The sequence below is a fragment of the Citrobacter sp. Ce119 genome (assembly GCF_030334525.1).
GTDB classification, from domain to species: domain Bacteria; phylum Pseudomonadota; class Gammaproteobacteria; order Enterobacterales; family Enterobacteriaceae; genus Citrobacter; species Citrobacter europaeus.
This window is the reverse complement of record NZ_JAOWDR010000060.1, coordinates 820,659-836,809: the sequence shown is the minus strand read 5'-3', so window position 1 is coordinate 836,809 and position 16,151 is coordinate 820,659. Positions and strand designations below refer to the sequence as shown.

Annotated in this window: 16 protein-coding genes; 6 read left to right on the top strand and 10 right to left on the bottom strand. The window is 52.0% G+C overall.

The window, feature by feature from the left end; genetic code table 11:
- Positions 1-20: 20 nt before the first annotated feature.
- Complete coding sequence (gene copD / locus OGV80_RS24190) at positions 21-893, bottom strand: copper homeostasis membrane protein CopD (RefSeq protein WP_043016685.1); 873 nt, start codon at positions 891-893, stop codon at positions 21-23.
- Positions 894-896: 3 nt separating this feature from the next.
- Positions 897-1,271, bottom strand: a complete 375-nt coding sequence (yobA, locus tag OGV80_RS24185) for a CopC domain-containing protein YobA (RefSeq protein WP_047410546.1) — start codon at positions 1,269-1,271, stop codon at positions 897-899.
- Positions 1,272-1,414: 143 nt separating this feature from the next.
- Between yobA and OGV80_RS24180 the strand changes: the two genes are divergently transcribed.
- The 3 genes from OGV80_RS24180 (at position 1,415) to exoX (ending at position 3,094) form a co-directional block, all read left to right on the top strand.
- On the top strand, positions 1,415-1,645 hold the full coding sequence (locus OGV80_RS24180) for a DNA polymerase III subunit theta (protein ID WP_003034925.1): 231 nt from the start codon (positions 1,415-1,417) through the stop codon (positions 1,643-1,645).
- Between the two features lie 106 nt (positions 1,646-1,751).
- Complete coding sequence (locus OGV80_RS24175) at positions 1,752-2,408, top strand: carbon-nitrogen hydrolase family protein (RefSeq protein ID WP_043016686.1); 657 nt, start codon at positions 1,752-1,754, stop codon at positions 2,406-2,408.
- A 23-nt stretch (positions 2,409-2,431) separates the two neighbouring features.
- Positions 2,432-3,094, top strand: coding sequence for an exodeoxyribonuclease X (exoX, locus tag OGV80_RS24170; protein WP_043016687.1), 663 nt, complete (start codon positions 2,432-2,434; stop codon positions 3,092-3,094).
- Between the two features lie 2 nt (positions 3,095-3,096).
- On the opposite strand, the gene ptrB is transcribed toward exoX, so the two are convergent.
- The 4 genes from ptrB to yebG all read right to left on the bottom strand — a co-directional run bounded on the left by ptrB (position 3,097) and on the right by yebG (position 6,757).
- Positions 3,097-5,151, bottom strand: a complete 2,055-nt coding sequence (gene ptrB, locus OGV80_RS24165) for an oligopeptidase B (protein ID WP_286515832.1) — start codon at positions 5,149-5,151, stop codon at positions 3,097-3,099.
- Positions 5,152-5,237: 86 nt separating this feature from the next.
- Positions 5,238-5,897 carry a tellurite resistance TerB family protein gene (locus OGV80_RS24160; protein ID WP_043016689.1) on the bottom strand — a complete coding sequence of 220 codons (660 nt, stop codon included), beginning with the start codon at positions 5,895-5,897 and terminating at the stop codon, positions 5,238-5,240.
- A 94-nt stretch (positions 5,898-5,991) separates the two neighbouring features.
- Entirely contained in the window at positions 5,992-6,345 is a 354-nt protein-coding gene (yebF, locus tag OGV80_RS24155; RefSeq protein ID WP_043016690.1) for a protein YebF, read from the bottom strand.
- Positions 6,346-6,466: 121 nt separating this feature from the next.
- Positions 6,467-6,757, bottom strand: a complete 291-nt coding sequence (gene yebG / locus OGV80_RS24150; RefSeq protein ID WP_032943780.1) for a DNA damage-inducible protein YebG — start codon at positions 6,755-6,757, stop codon at positions 6,467-6,469.
- A gap of 132 nt (positions 6,758-6,889) precedes the next feature.
- Here yebG and purT point away from each other — a divergent pair, with 132 nt between their 5' ends.
- Complete coding sequence (gene purT, locus OGV80_RS24145) at positions 6,890-8,068, top strand: formate-dependent phosphoribosylglycinamide formyltransferase (protein ID WP_043016692.1); 1,179 nt, start codon at positions 6,890-6,892, stop codon at positions 8,066-8,068.
- 67 nt (positions 8,069-8,135) lie between these two features.
- Here the strand turns inward: purT and kdgA are convergent, their stop codons facing one another.
- From kdgA to zwf, 3 genes are all read right to left on the bottom strand, one after another.
- Complete coding sequence (gene kdgA / locus OGV80_RS24140; RefSeq protein WP_043016693.1) at positions 8,136-8,777, bottom strand: bifunctional 4-hydroxy-2-oxoglutarate aldolase/2-dehydro-3-deoxy-phosphogluconate aldolase; 642 nt, start codon at positions 8,775-8,777, stop codon at positions 8,136-8,138.
- Positions 8,778-8,811: 34 nt separating this feature from the next.
- The gene (edd, locus tag OGV80_RS24135) at positions 8,812-10,623 is read right to left on the bottom strand and encodes a phosphogluconate dehydratase (protein ID WP_043016694.1); all 1,812 of its coding nucleotides are present in this window, start codon (positions 10,621-10,623) and stop codon (positions 8,812-8,814) included.
- Between the two features lie 233 nt (positions 10,624-10,856).
- On the bottom strand, positions 10,857-12,332 hold the full coding sequence (gene zwf, locus OGV80_RS24130) for a glucose-6-phosphate dehydrogenase (RefSeq protein ID WP_043016695.1): 1,476 nt from the start codon (positions 12,330-12,332) through the stop codon (positions 10,857-10,859).
- Positions 12,333-12,700: 368 nt separating this feature from the next.
- Between zwf and OGV80_RS24125 the strand changes: the two genes are divergently transcribed.
- Both OGV80_RS24125 and pyk read left to right on the top strand, forming a co-directional pair.
- Positions 12,701-13,570, top strand: coding sequence for a MurR/RpiR family transcriptional regulator (locus OGV80_RS24125; protein WP_043017934.1), 870 nt, complete (start codon positions 12,701-12,703; stop codon positions 13,568-13,570).
- A gap of 118 nt (positions 13,571-13,688) precedes the next feature.
- The gene (pyk, locus tag OGV80_RS24120; RefSeq protein ID WP_087051719.1) at positions 13,689-15,131 is read left to right on the top strand and encodes a pyruvate kinase; all 1,443 of its coding nucleotides are present in this window, start codon (positions 13,689-13,691) and stop codon (positions 15,129-15,131) included.
- A 46-nt stretch (positions 15,132-15,177) separates the two neighbouring features.
- Here the strand turns inward: pyk and lpxM are convergent, their stop codons facing one another.
- Positions 15,178-16,149: a lauroyl-Kdo(2)-lipid IV(A) myristoyltransferase gene (gene lpxM, locus OGV80_RS24115; RefSeq protein WP_043016697.1), complete on the bottom strand. Its 972-nt coding sequence runs from the start codon at positions 16,147-16,149 to the stop codon at positions 15,178-15,180.
- Between the last annotated feature and the right edge of the window lie 2 nt (positions 16,150-16,151).

The following is a 16,151-nucleotide window of genomic DNA, read 5'->3' as shown; positions in this document are numbered from 1 at the left end:
GCGTTTTGCCAGTCCATCAATCAGAAAGGTTCGAGAGTTGCAAACAGGCTGACAATCGCCAGCACAACGGCCCCAATTCCCCATTCCAGCTTAGTCATCCAAATAAAATAGAGTGTCATACTGCGGTTATCCTGCCGCATGCGTGGTACCAGAACATACCGATTCACCAGCGCAATCGCCACCATTAGCATTACCAGAGCACCTTTTAACAAAAGCAGTTGCCCGTAAGCCATGTGCCAGGGAACAGAAAAACCGACAATAAACAGCGCATTCATAATACCGGTAAGTAAAACACCGATAACGAAAAGATGCCCGTAGCGGGAGAAACGCATCATGGTGCTGATGGCCTGTTCTCGCCAGCGGCCATGCGCCATTCGCATACAGTAAAGTACGGGTAGCAGGCCACCGAACCAGGCGGCAGCGCATATCAGATGCAAGGCATGGTTAACCTGCTGGAATGCCCCAGTAATGCCACTGTGCAGCGTCGCATGCCCGACGCCAGCCAGCAAAATAAACTGCGCAATCGTCAACATTAACAGCCGTCGCGGCATGCTACGCGGTACGATAATAACCACCACCAGCGTGACCAGCGCGAGGATAATCTGCCATAACCAGACGCCGCCAAACTGCGTTTGCAACACCGCGCCCCATACATCTGTAGAGATAACATCCCGCCAGCCTGAGCCCATTAGCCCACCCTGGATCGCCAGCATCAGCGTCGCGCTGATAAAACTCCACGTTGCGGCATGCCGTTGCAGACGTAAAAAACGACGCATCATTAAACGACGAACCGAAACGGGAGCCAGCCATGCGCCGTAAAGCGCACAGCCAAACACCAGCATCAAAGTGGTAAAATGGATGAACCGTAGTGCAACCCAGGTAAATGCCAGCATCGGTTATTTCACGCTAAAGGTATATTGCCCCTTCGTTTTATGACCATCTACGGAGACGACATGCCAGTCGACCGTATATTTTCCAGCTTCCAGCGTCTGAGCAAGCGGAACAATCAGTTGCGTTTTGTCCTGCTCACTGCGCGACGCTTTGCCCGTTTTGATCTGTTCTTTGTTTGGACCGGTCAACGTTGCACCGCTGAATCCTGGCTCTACGCCTTCAGAGAAATTCAGCGTCAACGCCTGAGGAGATGCCGCAACCTCGGCATTAGCCGCCGGGCTTTGTTTCGTCAGGTGAGCATGAGCCAGGGCGGCAGGCGTGACCAGAACGCTGGCCAGTACGATGAGAGCGTTGCGAAGCATAGATGCAGATGAAGCCATTTCAACTATTCCTTTTTGTTATGTCTAATCTATAGAGAATAACCTTCTACAATGATCGAGTCGAGAATCATCATTTCGGTCTTGCCATTAATGCACACTCTTAGTAACTTTGCGCGCCGAAAGACAGAGAAAAGGAGAAGCCCATGAACATCAATCTGGCCAAACTTGAACAAGCTGAAATGGATAAGGTCAATGTTGACCTGGCCGCGGCGGGTGTCGCATTTAAGGAGCGATACAATATGCCGGTTGTTGCCGAAGTAGTTGAACGTGAACAACCCGAACATTTGCGCGACTGGTTTCGGGAAAGACTCATCGCGCACCGTTTGGCATCCGTTTCCCTTTCGCGTTTACCCTACGAGCCTAAAGTTAAATAAAACTTATATAACGTTACGATTCCTTACATGATGCCTGCTACAGTATAAGTATATCCTTAATCTATAATTTAAGGATGGTTGTAGACACTATGAAAAGGAAATCATTATGTCACACTGGAAAATCGCAGCAGCGCAGTACGAACCTCTTCATACCTCAGTTACCGAACATGTCGCGCATCACCTGCAATTCATTCAGGCAGCAGCTCAATGCCAATGTGAATTGCTGGTTTTCCCCTCCCTTTCGCTATTGGGTTGTGTTGATGAGCATGACGCGCTCCCAGCCCCACCCGATTTATCGTTGTTAGAACCTCTCGCGCATGCCGCCGCGACTTATCGCATGACGATTATTGCGGGACTGCCGGTAGAGCATAACAATCGGTTCGTAAAAGGGATCGCACTTTTCTCTCCCTGGATGACCTCGCCCTTAACGTTTCATCAGAGTCACGGGGCCTGTATCGCCAGACAGCGAAATGCCATTAGCGTTGTGGATAGCCAACCGGAAGGTATCGATATCGACCCGGCTTATTCCCTGTTCACCAGCAGTCAGTCCGTTAGCGAACCCGAATTGCTCTCCTCCACATCTCGTCTACAGAGTTTCTCGCATAAGTTTGCCATTGCGGTATTAATGGCTAATGCGCGTGGCAGCAGCGCATTATGGGATGAGCGCGGTCGATTGATTGTTCGTGCAGACAGCGGTTCCTTACTCTTAACGGGTCAACGCACGCCACGGGGTTGGCAAGGTGATATCATTCCATTACGCTAATCGTTTTGGGTCAGGAGCATGGCATGTTGCGCATAATAGATACAGAAACCTGTGGTCTGCAGGGAGGCATTGTTGAGATTGCTTCTGTCGATGTGGTTGACGGAAAAATAGTCAATCCAATGAGCCACCTGGTGCGTCCTGACCGCCCTATAAGCCCTCAGGCGATGGCTATCCATCGTATTACTGAAGCGATGGTAGCCGATAAGCCGTGGATTGAAGATGTCATCCCGCAATACTACGGCAGCGAGTGGTACGTGGCGCACAATGCCAGCTTTGACCGCCGCGTGTTACCCGACATGCCCGGGGAGTGGATTTGCACCATGAAGCTCTCCCGTCGTTTGTGGCCGGGGATCAAATACAGCAATATGGCGCTGTATAAATCACGTAAGCTGAGCGTCCAGACGCCGTCAGGTCTGCATCATCACCGCGCCCTGTATGACTGCTACATCACTGCGGCACTGCTGATCGACATCATGCAGACGTCAGGCTGGTCAGCAGAACAGATGGTCGATATTACCGGTCGCCCTGCGTTACTCACTACGTTCACTTTTGGTAAGTACCGCGGAAAACCGGTATCAGAAGTGGCTGAACGCGATCCGGGCTACTTGCGCTGGTTATTTAATAACCTCGACAGTATGAGCCCGGAGCTGCGCTTAACGCTGAAACACTATCTGGATAACGCCTGAGTTTACGCCTGTCCAGGCAGTGTTCCCTGCGCCAGTCCTACCAAAAATGCGTATTCCAGGGCCACGCCTTCGTAAGATTTAAAACGCCCGGATTTACCGCCGTGCCCGGAATCCATATCCGTGCAGAGCAACAGCAGACGATCGTCCGTTTTCAGCTCACGCAGTTTTGCCACCCATTTTGCCGGTTCCCAGTATTGCACCTGGGAGTCGTGTAATCCCGTCGTAACCAGCAGATGCGGATAATCCTGTGCTGTAACATTGTCATACGGGCTGTAGCTTTTCATGTAGGTGTAATACTCTTCGTCCTGCGGATTACCCCACTCTTCAAACTCACCGGTCGTCAGGGGAATTGACTCATCCAGCATCGTAGTTACCACATCGACAAATGGCACCTGCGCAATGACGCCATGGAAGAGTTCCGGGCGCTCATTAATGGCGACGCCCATTAACATTCCTCCGGCACTCCCCCCCATGCCATAACAGAGTGAAGGCGCACCGTAGCCCATTTTTAGCAGCGCATCGCAGACGTCAAGGTAATCATTGAAGGTATTTTTCTTGAGCAGAAACTTACCGTCTTCATACCACTGCTGTCCTAACTCACCACCGCCACGCACATGGGCAATGGCATAGACAAAGCCGCGATCCAGTAGGCTCAAGCGACTACTGCTGAAATCGGCGTCCATGCTGGCGCCATACGAACCATAGCCGTAAACCAGTAACGGATTTTTTCCTTTCAGGAAATACTTTTGATGATAAACCAGTGAAACCGGAACCTCGGTGCCATCACGCGCGGTGATCCATACGTGTTCGCTGCGGTAATTCGCCGCATCAAATCCGGGGACCTCCGTCTGCTTAAGTACGCGACGTTCCCCGGTGTCCATATCCAGTTCAAACAACGTGTCCGGGGTGGTCATGGAGGAATAGCCATAGCGCAGCCGCGATGTCTCCGGCTCTGGATTATAGGCAAGCCAGGTCACATACGCTGGATCGTCAAAAGCGATGCCGACTACTTCGCGCGTTTTACGATTAATCTGTCGCAGGCTGGTTAAGCCTCGCTGGCGCTCCTCCACCACCAGCCAGTCTGTGAACAGCGTAAAACCCTCCAGCATGACGCTATCGCGCGGCGGGATCAGCGTCTCCCAGGCTTGTTCATCTCGCACACGGGTACGGTACAAACCAAAATTTTTACCCTGACGGTTAGAGCGCAGATAAAACGTATGCTGATAGTGATCGAGGCTGTATTCGTGGTCTTTGCGCCGGGCTAAAAAGACTAACGGCTCGGCATCCGCCAGTTCTGCATCAAGCAGCAAAACCTCACTGGTGGTCGCACTGGCGATATGAATAACCACATAGTGAAGCGAGGTGGTTTTATGCAGGCTGACATAAAACATATCATCGGCTTCTTCATACACCAGCTCATCCAGTGACGATGGCGAGCCGACGATATGCCGCCAAACCTGATACGGAAGCAGCGTGGTTGCATGTTTGCGCACGTAATAGAAGGTCTGCGAGTCATTTGCCCAGACCAGGTCTGCTTCAACGTTGTCCAGCACTTCAGGATACCAGTTGCCGCTTTGCAGATTGCGAAAACGCACGCCATATTGCCGACGAGAGAGATAATCTTCGGCCAGTGCCATGATAGTGTTATCCGGCGATATCGCCAGCCCTCCCAGCGTATAAAACTCACTGTGAGCTGCTCGCTGGTTACCATCCAGCAGGGGGTCCCATCCATCCCACTCTTCACTGAAGGCAGACTGACGCTGGTAAATGGCATACTCGCACCCCGGTTCATAAATATGCCGGTAGCGATAACCATTCTTCACATAAGGGGCGGATGCATCCTGGGGCGGGATTCGGTCGATAATCTCTTTCAGGATGCGATCCTGCAAGGCCTGTTGCGAGGCCATAATCTGGCGGCCATACGCATTTTCTTGTTGCAGATAATCCAGTACTTCCGGCTGCGAGCGGGTGTCATCTCGCAACCAGTAATAATTATCAACACGAGTATCGCCATGCTGCGTCATGGCGTGGGGAATACGAGAAGCTTTTGGTAGCATGTCATTGTTCTTTTGCTTAATCATCCTATAAGGGTGGCAAAAGACAGCAATGATGCAAGCGAAACATGCGCCTTAGCGGTAAGTAATTAACCCGGTAAAGCCTGTTTTTGTTCTTTGAGATCCTGTTCAATGCCTTCACGAACATCCTGCGGGATCTTCAGCGCATCGCCCAGCGCGTTCAGATAGCTACGCTCCATAAAGTGGTCGATATCAATCGCCGCACAGCTCAGGAAGTAAATTTCCAGCGCTTCTTCTTCGTTGCGGATACCTTGTGCCAGGCGTTGAGGATCTAGCGGTTGTTCGATGGCGCGCTCAATCAGAACGCGACCCTGCTCTTCAACGCCCGCTTCGCGGAGTTGCTGCTCAATGGCGGTACGTTCTTTAGCATCAATATGACCATCGCTTTTCGCCGCAAAAACCAGCGCCAGGATCAGACGTTCAGTTCGCTCATCCAGCGGTGAGCTTTGTGCGCCGAACTGCGGTTCATCCTGATGCGCAGCGCGAACCTTATCCTTGTATTTGTTCCATAACACGGTACCGGCAACTGCCCCACCACCAACTAAAAGCGCGCTGGTGCCGTATTTACTCAGTAATTTACGTGAAGATTTATTGGCAACCAGTAATCCTGCCAGACCGCCTAACGCGCCCGGAACCAGAAGTTTACTCAGCCCTTGCTCGCCAGAAGATGACGCGGAGGATCCTTTTTGCCCAAGAAGAGATTGTAGTTGATTTAGCCAGTTAGCCATTTTGCCCCTCAAGTACAGACGAATAATCATCAAAGCGTACCCGAGGGGATGTCAGGAAGTGTTCAGGTCATCAAAAGATGTGCAAATACCTTCGTTATTGCGGCTTATACTCCGCCGTTCCGGCCTTGCAGTCGACTTTTACCTGATAGTGAATATCCGCGCTTTTACCGCGAACCGTCAGGGGAACTGACCATTTCCCGTCTTTGCCCGTAATATCGGGCGTGTTGACCCAGGCGACAGGGTCGGCCTGACCAACGCGTTTTTGATCGTCAGCCCAGCGGGAGATGCGATTTTGCTGATAATCACGTTTCACGCTCGCCGCAATGCCGTTTGCATCCAGTCCTTCACACTTGGGGAACTGAACATTCTTGCTTTCCGTATTTGCCGCAAACACAGATACGCTGGCGGACAACAACAGCAGGCTCAGTAACGCTCTTTTTTTATACATTCTTTTCTCCTTAATCTCCCCTTCGCCATTCATGTTGCCTGTAGCAACGTGAAATGACGTCAGGGATTGCACAATGATTCAGGGAAAAGCATGGTACAAAACGTCAGGAGCGCAAGTCGTTTCAGGCAGCCTGAGTATCATCCTCAGTGTGCGCGTCGTTTTCGACCGCCTGCGGCGATGGCAGTTTGCCATTTTTCAGAATGGCGCTCAGCACATCCTTTTGCTCAGCCAGCCACAGGGAAAGTGCTTCACGCTGCTCGTCTTCGAGCGCTACCGGCGATTGTTCCAGCCATGTGTCGAGCAAATCCGCTGTGTCCAGCATTTTGTCATACGCATCGGCTTCCTTTTTGCTGGTAAACGACATTTTTTCCTCACCTTCCCGAATGACTACGTATTTAACTTCAACCGCCATTTTTGCAGCCTCTCAAATTACCTGTATTTATGTACAGTATATTCTTTTTGCGCCTCGAAATCAACCTGGTAATAAAGACAGACGCAAACGTTTTCGTATATACTGCGCCCAGATAAAACAGGGGATTAATTTATGACGTTATTAGGCACAGCGCTGCGTCCCGCAGCAACGCGAGTGATGTTATTAGGTTCAGGTGAACTGGGTAAAGAGGTGGCTATTGAATGCCAACGCCTGGGCGTGGAAGTCATTGCCGTGGATCGTTACCCCGACGCGCCAGCTATGCATGTTGCCCATCGTTCATACGTAATCAACATGCTGGATGGCGATGCATTACGCCAGCTCGTGGAGCGTGAAAAACCAGATTATATCGTGCCCGAAATAGAGGCGATTGCCACAGATATGCTGGTAACACTGGAACAGGAAGGCCAACGCGTCGTGCCGTGTGCCAGGGCGACGCAACTGACCATGAACCGCGAGGGGATCCGTCGACTGGCCGCCGAAGAATTGTCTTTGCCGACCTCTTCTTACCGCTTTGCTGACAGCGAAGCCCGCTTTCGTGAGGCCGTCGCCGAAATCGGCTACCCCTGCATTGTGAAGCCGGTAATGAGTTCCTCCGGGAAGGGACAGAGCTTTATTCGTTCCGCCGATCGGCTCACCGAGGCCTGGGACTATGCCCAGCAGGGAGGCCGGGCAGGCGCCGGACGCGTTATCGTCGAAGGCGTAGTGAATTTTGATTTTGAAATCACCCTGCTTACCGTCAGCGCCGTTGATGGCGTCCATTTCTGCGCGCCGGTAGGACATCGTCAGGAAGATGGCGATTATCGTGAATCCTGGCAGCCGCAGCAGATGAGTGACCTGGCACTGATGCGCGCGCAGGAGATTGCCCGTAAGGTGGTGCTGGCACTGGGCGGCCATGGACTGTTTGGCGTGGAGCTGTTTGTCTGCGGTGATGAGGTGATTTTCAGCGAAGTTTCCCCTCGCCCTCACGACACGGGTATGGTGACCTTGATTTCGCAGGATCTGTCCGAGTTTGCCCTACACGTACGCGCATTTCTCGGTCTGCCCGTTGGCGCAATCCGCCAGTATGGACCTTCTGCTTCCGCCGTTATCCTGCCGCAACTTACCAGCCAGAATATCACGTTTGATAACGTGCAGGCCGCTGTAGGTGCGGGTATGCAAGTGCGTTTCTTTGGCAAGCCGGAAATCGACGGGAGCCGTCGTCTGGGCGTTGTGCTGGCCACAGCACAGAGCATTGAAGATGCGGTGATACGCGCGACAGACGCAGCCGCACAGGTGAAAGTCGCAGGATAAAAACCAGACCCGTAGGTCGGATAAAGCATTGCTGCCGTATCTGACCTACGGTTTACGCATTAACGGATTACTGCTTCGCGCCTTCTACTGCTTCACGAGCCAGCTTAGTAATGCGATCGTAATCCCCCGCTTCCAGCGCATCTGCAGGAACCAGCCAGGAACCGCCGATGCACAGCACGCTTTTCAGTGCCAGGTAATCGCGGTAGTTAGACGGGGAAATACCACCAGTTGGGCAGAAACGGACCTGAGAGAACGGACCCGCAATCGCCTGCAGTGCTTTAGTACCACCGTTCGCTTCCGCCGGGAAGAATTTGAATTCTTTCAAACCGTAGTCCATACCCAGCATCAGTTCAGAAACGGTGCTGATACCAGGAATTAGCGGAATAGTGCCTTCGGTTGCAGCCTTCAGCAGCGGCTCAGTCAGGCCCGGGCTGATAGCAAACTGCGCACCGGCTTCGGTCACTTCAGCCAGCTGTTGTGGGTTCAGTACGGTACCCGCGCCAACGATAGCGTCTGGAACTTCTTTGGCGATCGCGCGAATGGCATCCATCGCACATGCGGTACGTAAGGTCACTTCCAGAACGCGCACGCCCCCTGCAACCAGCGCTTTTGCCATCGGCACCGCGTGTTCCAGTTTATTAACCACAATAACCGGTACAACCGGGCCAGTGGTCAGGATTGCTTCTGCACTTGTCTTCCAGTTTTTCATCAGAGTTTTCTCTCGCCTGATTACAAAATAAGTCTTAAAAAGTGATACAGGTTGCGCCCTGCTCCGCACCGGACAGCTTTTCACGCAACGCGCTGAACATTTCACGGCCTGTACCCACGCGCGATGCGCTGAGGTCAGGAATGTGAGGCTGACGAGAGGCAAGTTCCTCTTCATCAACCAGCAGCGTCAATTCACCTGTCTGTCCATTCACACGAATGATGTCGCCATCGCGTACTTTTGCCAGCAACCCGCCATCATAGGCTTCCGGGGTTACATGGATTGCTGAAGGCACTTTACCTGAAGCACCTGAAAGTCGTCCATCTGTAACTAACGCAATTTTGAAACAACGGTCCAATAATACACCAAGTGGCGGCATGAGTTTATGTAATTCTGGCATTCCGTTCGCTTTTGGTCCCTGATGGCGCACAACCACCACGCAATCCCGATCAAGCAGACCCGCATCGAAGGCCGGTAACACATCATGCTGACTTTCAAAAACGACTGCCGGTGCTTCAATTACCTGATTTTCTACCGGGACCGCCGACGTCTTCATCACTGCTCGACCAAGGTTTCCGCTCAGCACTTTGGTGCCGCCATGGTGGGAGAACGGTTGGTCAAAGGTGGCAATCACATTGCTGTCCAACGACTTCGCCGCCCCTTCACGCCAGTCCAGTTCACCCTCGTTGAGCCAGGGTTCCATGGTGTAACGTGATAAACCGAACCCGGCAACGGTGTTCACATCTTCATGCAGCAGACCCGCGTTAAGCAGTTCTCGCATTAACACCGGCACACCACCCGCGGCCTGGAAGTGGTTAATATCTGCCGGACCATTCGGGTACAAACGCGCCATCAGCGGCACGATATCGGACAGATCGGAGAAGTCGTCCCAGTTAATCAGTATCCCGGCCGCACGCGCCATCGCTACCAGGTGCATCGTATGGTTAGTTGAGCCCCCGGTCGCCAGCAGCGCGACAATACCGTTCACCACAACTTTTTCATCAATCATTTTACCGATCGGCATCCATTCATTGCCGTTTCCAGTCAGGCGCGTTACCTGACGGGCTGCCGCCGCGGTCAGTGCTTCGCGTAATGGCGCATCCGGGTGCACGAATGAGGAGCCTGGCAGTTGCATCCCCATAAACTCCACCACCATCTGGTTGGTGTTCGCGGTGCCATAGAACGTACAGGTACCCGGTGCGTGATAAGACGCCGCTTCGGATTCAAGAAGCGCCATACGATCGACTTTACCTTCAGCATACAGCTGACGGATACGCACTTTTTCTTTATTCGCCAGACCGCTCGCCATCGGACCGGAAGGAATAAAGATTGAAGGCAGATGACCAAATGACAGCGCCGCCATCACGAGGCCCGGGACAATTTTGTCACACACGCCGAGGAACAGCGCACCGTCGAACATATTGTGGGAAAGGCCTACTGCAGCCGACATCGCAATCACTTCACGACTCAGCAGGGAAAGCTCCATCCCATCCTGGCCCTGGGTCACACCGTCGCACATGGCAGGCACACCGCCCGCAACCTGGCCTACAGCATTGGCTTCATGTAGCGCTTTACGAATGATGGTCGGATAGTGTTCATACGGCTGATGCGCGGAGAGCATGTCGTTATAGGAGGTAATGATCGCGATATTGTTACGCAGCATGCTTTTCAGCGAAGCCTTGTCGTCCGGCTGACACGCAGCAAAACCATGCGCCAGGTTACCGCATGCCAGCTGTGAGCGATGAACGGTAGTTGATTTCGCTTGTTCAATACGGGCGAGGTAGGCGGAACGTGTGTCACGAGAACGTTCGACGATACGTTGTGTTACGCGTAACAAATTCGGATTCATAGAGGCTCCTAAAATTTATCTGTCAGAGCGTTGGATCAACAATGTGTTTCAGTTGGGTTAAAAATGGCTGAATCGCTTGTTAGCCGCAGCTCAGGGGCAAAATCGTTTCAGGCAGTGTAATAAAAAAAGCCCCGCGGGTGAATCCACGCGGAGCTTAAAAGTGCAAAAATTATTCTACAATCTGTGTTAGATCATGTTACCGGTAAAATAACACCTATGGGCTAGATGATATTTTACTCAAACTCGTTCCAGGAACGACCATCACGGGTGATCATGGCCACAGAAGCAACCGGTCCCCAGGTGCCTGCCTGATACGGCTTCGGCGCGTCGTTGTCCATCGCCCATGCTTCGGTAATGGAGTCGACCCACTTCCATGCTTCTTCAACTTCATCACGGCGCACAAACAGCGCCTGAATGCCGCGCATCGTTTCAAGCAGCAGGCGCTCGTAGGCGTCGGCAAGGTGCGTCTGGTTGAAGGTTTCGGAATAGCTCAGATCAAGCTTGGTAATTTGCAGATTATGCTTGTGATCCAGACCCGGTACTTTGTTCAGTACCTGGATATCGACACCTTCATCAGGCTGCAAACGGATGGTCAGCTTGTTCTGCGGTAGATCCTGCCAGGACTCTCTGAACAGGTTCAGCTCAGGCGTTTTGAAGTAAACCACGACTTCAGAGCACTTCGTCGGCAAACGTTTACCGGTACGCAGGTAGAAAGGAACACCCGCCCAGCGCCAGTTATCGATATCCACACGGATCGCCACAAACGTTTCCGTGTTGCTGCTCTTGTTCGCGCCTTCTTCTTCCAGATATCCCGGAACTTTTTTGCCCTGGGCAAAACCGGCGGTGTACTGGCCGCGAACCGTTTTTTCACGTACGTTCGAACGATCGATGCGACGTAGTGATTTCAGTACTTTCACTTTTTCATCACGGATGCTGTCAGCGCTCAGATCGGACGGTGGAGACATCGCGATCATGCACAGAATTTGCAGCAGGTGGTTCTGGATCATATCGCGCATTTGACCGGCCTGGTCAAAATAGCCCCAGCGCCCTTCAATACCTACCTCTTCCGCCACGGTAATTTCTACGTGATCAATAGTGCGGTTATCCCAGTTGTTCACAAACAGGGAGTTGGCAAAACGCAGTGCCAGCAGGTTCAGGACCGTCTCTTTGCCGAGATAGTGGTCGATGCGGTAAACCTGACACTCTTCGAAATACTCGCCAACCTGATCGTTGATTTCACGGGATGTTGCCAGTGACGTACCCAGTGGTTTTTCCATCACGACGCGGGCTGGTTTAGCATTCAGCTTTGCTTCACCCAGACCTTTGCAGATCGCGCCGAAGGTACTCGGCGGCATCGCAAAATAGTTGATGGTGGTCCGCGATTTTTGATCCAGCATTTTGCCCAGACGTTTAAACGCGGCTGTGTCATTGACGTCCAGATTACAAAACTCCAGACGACCGCTGAGGGTCTCCCATAAACCTTCATCGATTTTTTCTTTCATGAAGGTTTCGAGCGCTTCGCGCACAACCTTGGTATAGGCTGCTTTGTCCCAGTCGGCACGCCCAACCCCAATGATGCGGGTTTCAGGGTTAATCTGTCCGGCCTTTTCCAGTTGATACAGGGAAGGCAGCAATTTTCGCCGCGCCAGGTCGCCCTTTGCGCCGAAAATGACCAGATCACATGCCTGGGCTGTTTGCGTTACCGCCATGTCATTCTCCTCAATTAAGTGCCTGGTGCTTTTGCCAGACACTGGTTGTAATTTTATTACACTGCACTGTACTGCTTTTACGTGAATCCGGAAACCGTAAACGCTTATCCAGCCGTGCTGTTACCGTGAACAGCCGCTTTATTACCATTTCCCGTCGCAAAATGGACAAAAAAGTCGTCTTTTTTTGTACCCATGAAGAAGTAAGAAAACCAGACTCTGATCATGTAATGAAAAAAAACAACAACTATTCTGTCCATTTTGCCCCGTTGCTGCATCAGCGGGGGTACTATCTATACACTGAATCAAGCCTCGGTTTCCCCATATCGCTGAAATCGTTTTTGCCCATGACCCATGAGTCTACCTACATCATGAATATGCTGGAAAAAATCCAGTTAAAACTGGAACAGTTGAGCAAGTCAGAGCGTAAAGTCGCTGACATTATTCTTGTCTCTCCCGAGCGAGCAATCCATTCAAGCATCGCCGCACTAGCTGTAGAAGCCAACGTCAGCGAGCCGACGGTGAACCGTTTCTGTCGCAGCATGGATACCCGTGGCTTTCCTGATTTTAAACTGCATTTGGCGCAAAGTCTGGCAAATGGCACCCCTTATGTTAATCGTAATGTGGATGAGGATGACAGCGTTGAATCTTACACAGGGAAAATCTTCGAATCAGCGATGGCAAGCCTCGATCACGTTCGCCAGTCGCTGGATAACGCGGCGGTAAACCGGGCGGTAGATTTATTAACCCAGGCGAAGAAAATTGCTTTCTTTGGCCTGGGTTCTTCGGCCGCGGTAGCGCATGACGCGATGAATAAATTTTTCCGCTTTAACGTACCGGTCATCTATTCCGACGATATTGTTCTGCAACGCATGAGTTGTATGAATTGTAGCGACGACGACGTCATTGTGCTTATTTCCCATACTGGAAGGACCAAAAGCCTGGTTGAACTGGCGCAGTTGGCGCGGGAAAACGACGCCATGGTTATCGCCCTCACCTCTCCCGGCACGCCACTGGCGCGTGAAGCAACGCTGGCAATTACCCTTGATGTACCGGAAGATACTGACATTTATATGCCCATGGTCTCTCGACTTGCTCAACTGACCGTGATAGATGTGCTGGCTACAGGATTTACTTTGCGCCGTGGGGCAAAATTTAGAGATAACTTGAAGCGTGTCAAGGAAGCGCTCAAGGAATCGCGTTTTGATAAAGAATTACTCATCAAGAGTGATGACCGCTAAAAGCAATAACAATGTTCTACCCTTTTATCATCCGGGTCGTTCATTTACCGTTAATGTTTGAGAACGGCCGGATTAATGTTCACGCAACACCAAGTTGTTTCAGTCAACGGAGTATTACATGTCCAGAAGGCTTCGCAGAACCAAAATCGTAACCACGTTAGGCCCGGCAACTGACCGCGATAACAACCTTGAAAAGATTATCGCCGCGGGTGCAAACGTCGTACGTATGAACTTTTCTCACGGCTCTCCAGAAGATCACAAACTGCGGGCGGATAAGGTCCGTGAAATTGCCGCAAAACTGGGACGTCATGTCGCTATTTTGGGTGACCTGCAGGGACCTAAAATCCGCGTATCTACCTTTAAAGAAGGTAAAGTATTTCTTAACGTTGGCGACAAGTTCCTGTTAGACGCCAATCTCGGTAAAGGCGAAGGCGACAAAGAAAAAGTCGGTATTGATTATAAAGGTCTCCCTGCTGACGTCGTGCCAGGCGATATCCTGCTGCTCGATGATGGTCGCGTACAGCTTAAAGTGCTGGAAGTTCAGGGTATGAAGGTCTTCACCGAAGTCACCGTCGGTGGCCCGCTGTCTAACAATAAAGGCATAAACAAACTGGGCGGCGGTCTCTCTGCTGAAGCCCTGACCGAAAAAGACAAAGCTGACATCATCACCGCTGCGCAAATCAGCGTTGACTATCTGGCCGTCTCCTTCCCGCGCTGCGGCGAAGACCTGAACTATGCCCGCCGTCTGGCGCGCGACGCAGGTTGCGATGCGAAAATTGTCGCCAAGGTAGAGCGTGCTGAAGCCGTCTGCGACCAGAATGCGATGGATGACATCATTCTGGCTTCCGACGTGGTGATGGTCGCACGTGGCGACCTGGGCGTTGAAATTGGCGATCCTGAGCTGGTAGGTATTCAGAAAGCGTTGATTCGTCGCGCACGTCAGCTGAACCGTGCGGTTATTACCGCTACGCAGATGATGGAATCGATGATCACCAACCCAATGCCAACCCGTGCGGAAGTGATGGACGTGGCTAACGCCGTTCTCGACGGTACCGATGCCGTCATGCTCTCTGCAGAAACAGCAGCAGGTCAGTACCCGGCGGAAACCGTCTCGGCCATGGCGCGCGTCTGTCTGGGCGCCGAGAAAATCCCGAGCATCAACGTTTCTAAACACCGCCTTGACGTGCAGTTTGATAACGTTGAAGAAGCGATTGCCATGTCAGCGATGTATGCCGCTAACCACCTGAAAGGAGTGACCGCTATCATCGCAATGACAGAGTCCGGTCGTACTGCGCTGATGACGTCTCGTATCAGTTCCGGCCTGCCAATTTTCGCGATGTCTCGTCATGAACGTACGCTGAATCTGACCTCTCTGTATCGCGGCGTCACCCCGGTTCACTTTGACAGCGAAACAGATGGCGTCGTTGCCGCCAATGAAGCAGTGAACCTGCTGCGAGATAAAGGCTATCTGGTTTCCGGCGACCTGGTGATTGTGACCCAGGGCGATGTGATGAGCACCGTTGGCTCAACCAACACCACGCGTATTCTGACCGTCGAGTAACGCCAACGTTTGATGTAAAAAAGCCTCTCGTTTGAGAGGCTTTTTTTTATTTCTTCGGATAGAGATCTTTACGCTTATAGGGCTCAATTTCACCAGGCTTACGCGTCTTAAGCAGTTTCAGAATCCAGGTGTATTGCTCAAGGTGCGGCGTCACAAAGATTTCCACCTCTTCGTTCATTCGTCTGGCAATGGTGTGGTCATCCGCCGTCAGGATGTCATCCATCGGAGGACGGACCTGAATCGTCAGACGGTGCGTTTTCCCATCATAGACCGGGAACAGCGGTACCACGCGGGCGTGACAGACCTTCATCAGACGACCTATCGCCGGTAACGTTGCTTTATAGGTAGCAAAAAAATCGACAAACTCACTGTGCTCAGGACCATGGTCCTGATCCGGCAGGTAGTATCCCCAATATCCCTGACGGACAGACTGAATAAACGGTTTGATGCCGTCATTACGCGCATGTAATCGACCACCGAAACGACGGCGCACCGTGTTCCACACATAATCGAATACCGGGTTCCCCTGATTGTGGAACATCGCTGCCATTTTCTGTCCCTGGGAAGCCATCAACATCGCCGGGATATCTACGCCCCAGCCATGAGGAACGAGAAAAATCACTTTTTCATCGTTGCGACGCATCTCTTCGATGATTTCCAGACCCTGCCAGTCAACCCGGTTCTGAATTTTTTCCGGACCACGTATGGCGAGTTCCGCCATCATCACCATTGCCTGAGGCGCAGTCGCAAACATGTCATCGACAATGGCTTCGCGCTCAGCTTCGCTACGTTCAGGAAAACACAGGGATAAATTGATCAGCGCTCTGCGACGTGAGCTTTTGCCCAATCGTCCGGCCAGGCGTCCGAGCTTTGCCAGAACAGGATCGCGAAATGATGCCGGCGTTAACGCAATCCCTGCTATCGCCGCCACGCCCAGCCAGGCGCCCCAGTAGCGCGGATAGCGAAATGATTTATCAAACTCAGGGATATACTCAATATTCTTTTTTTTCGTTTCCATGC

What these genes read in the sequence shown, in the direction of transcription:
- copD (WP_043016685.1), bottom strand. Translation starts at nt 893, where the DNA reads ATGCTGGCATTTACCTGGGTTGCACTACGGTTCATCCATTTTACCACT.
- yobA (WP_047410546.1), bottom strand. Translation starts at nt 1,271, where the DNA reads ATGGCTTCATCTGCATCTATGCTTCGCAACGCTCTCATCGTACTGGCC.
- OGV80_RS24180 (WP_003034925.1), top strand. Translation starts at nt 1,415, where the DNA reads ATGAACATCAATCTGGCCAAACTTGAACAAGCTGAAATGGATAAGGTC.
- OGV80_RS24175 (WP_043016686.1), top strand. Translation starts at nt 1,752, where the DNA reads ATGTCACACTGGAAAATCGCAGCAGCGCAGTACGAACCTCTTCATACC.
- exoX (WP_043016687.1), top strand. Translation starts at nt 2,432, where the DNA reads ATGTTGCGCATAATAGATACAGAAACCTGTGGTCTGCAGGGAGGCATT.
- ptrB (WP_286515832.1), bottom strand. Translation starts at nt 5,151, where the DNA reads ATGCTACCAAAAGCTTCTCGTATTCCCCACGCCATGACGCAGCATGGC.
- OGV80_RS24160 (WP_043016689.1), bottom strand. Translation starts at nt 5,897, where the DNA reads ATGGCTAACTGGCTAAATCAACTACAATCTCTTCTTGGGCAAAAAGGA.
- yebF (WP_043016690.1), bottom strand. Translation starts at nt 6,345, where the DNA reads ATGTATAAAAAAAGAGCGTTACTGAGCCTGCTGTTGTTGTCCGCCAGC.
- yebG (WP_032943780.1), bottom strand. Translation starts at nt 6,757, where the DNA reads ATGGCGGTTGAAGTTAAATACGTAGTCATTCGGGAAGGTGAGGAAAAA.
- purT (WP_043016692.1), top strand. Translation starts at nt 6,890, where the DNA reads ATGACGTTATTAGGCACAGCGCTGCGTCCCGCAGCAACGCGAGTGATG.
- kdgA (WP_043016693.1), bottom strand. Translation starts at nt 8,777, where the DNA reads ATGAAAAACTGGAAGACAAGTGCAGAAGCAATCCTGACCACTGGCCCG.
- edd (WP_043016694.1), bottom strand. Translation starts at nt 10,623, where the DNA reads ATGAATCCGAATTTGTTACGCGTAACACAACGTATCGTCGAACGTTCT.
- zwf (WP_043016695.1), bottom strand. Translation starts at nt 12,332, where the DNA reads ATGGCGGTAACGCAAACAGCCCAGGCATGTGATCTGGTCATTTTCGGC.
- OGV80_RS24125 (WP_043017934.1), top strand. Translation starts at nt 12,701, where the DNA reads ATGAATATGCTGGAAAAAATCCAGTTAAAACTGGAACAGTTGAGCAAG.
- pyk (WP_087051719.1), top strand. Translation starts at nt 13,689, where the DNA reads ATGTCCAGAAGGCTTCGCAGAACCAAAATCGTAACCACGTTAGGCCCG.
- lpxM (WP_043016697.1), bottom strand. Translation starts at nt 16,149, where the DNA reads ATGGAAACGAAAAAAAAGAATATTGAGTATATCCCTGAGTTTGATAAA.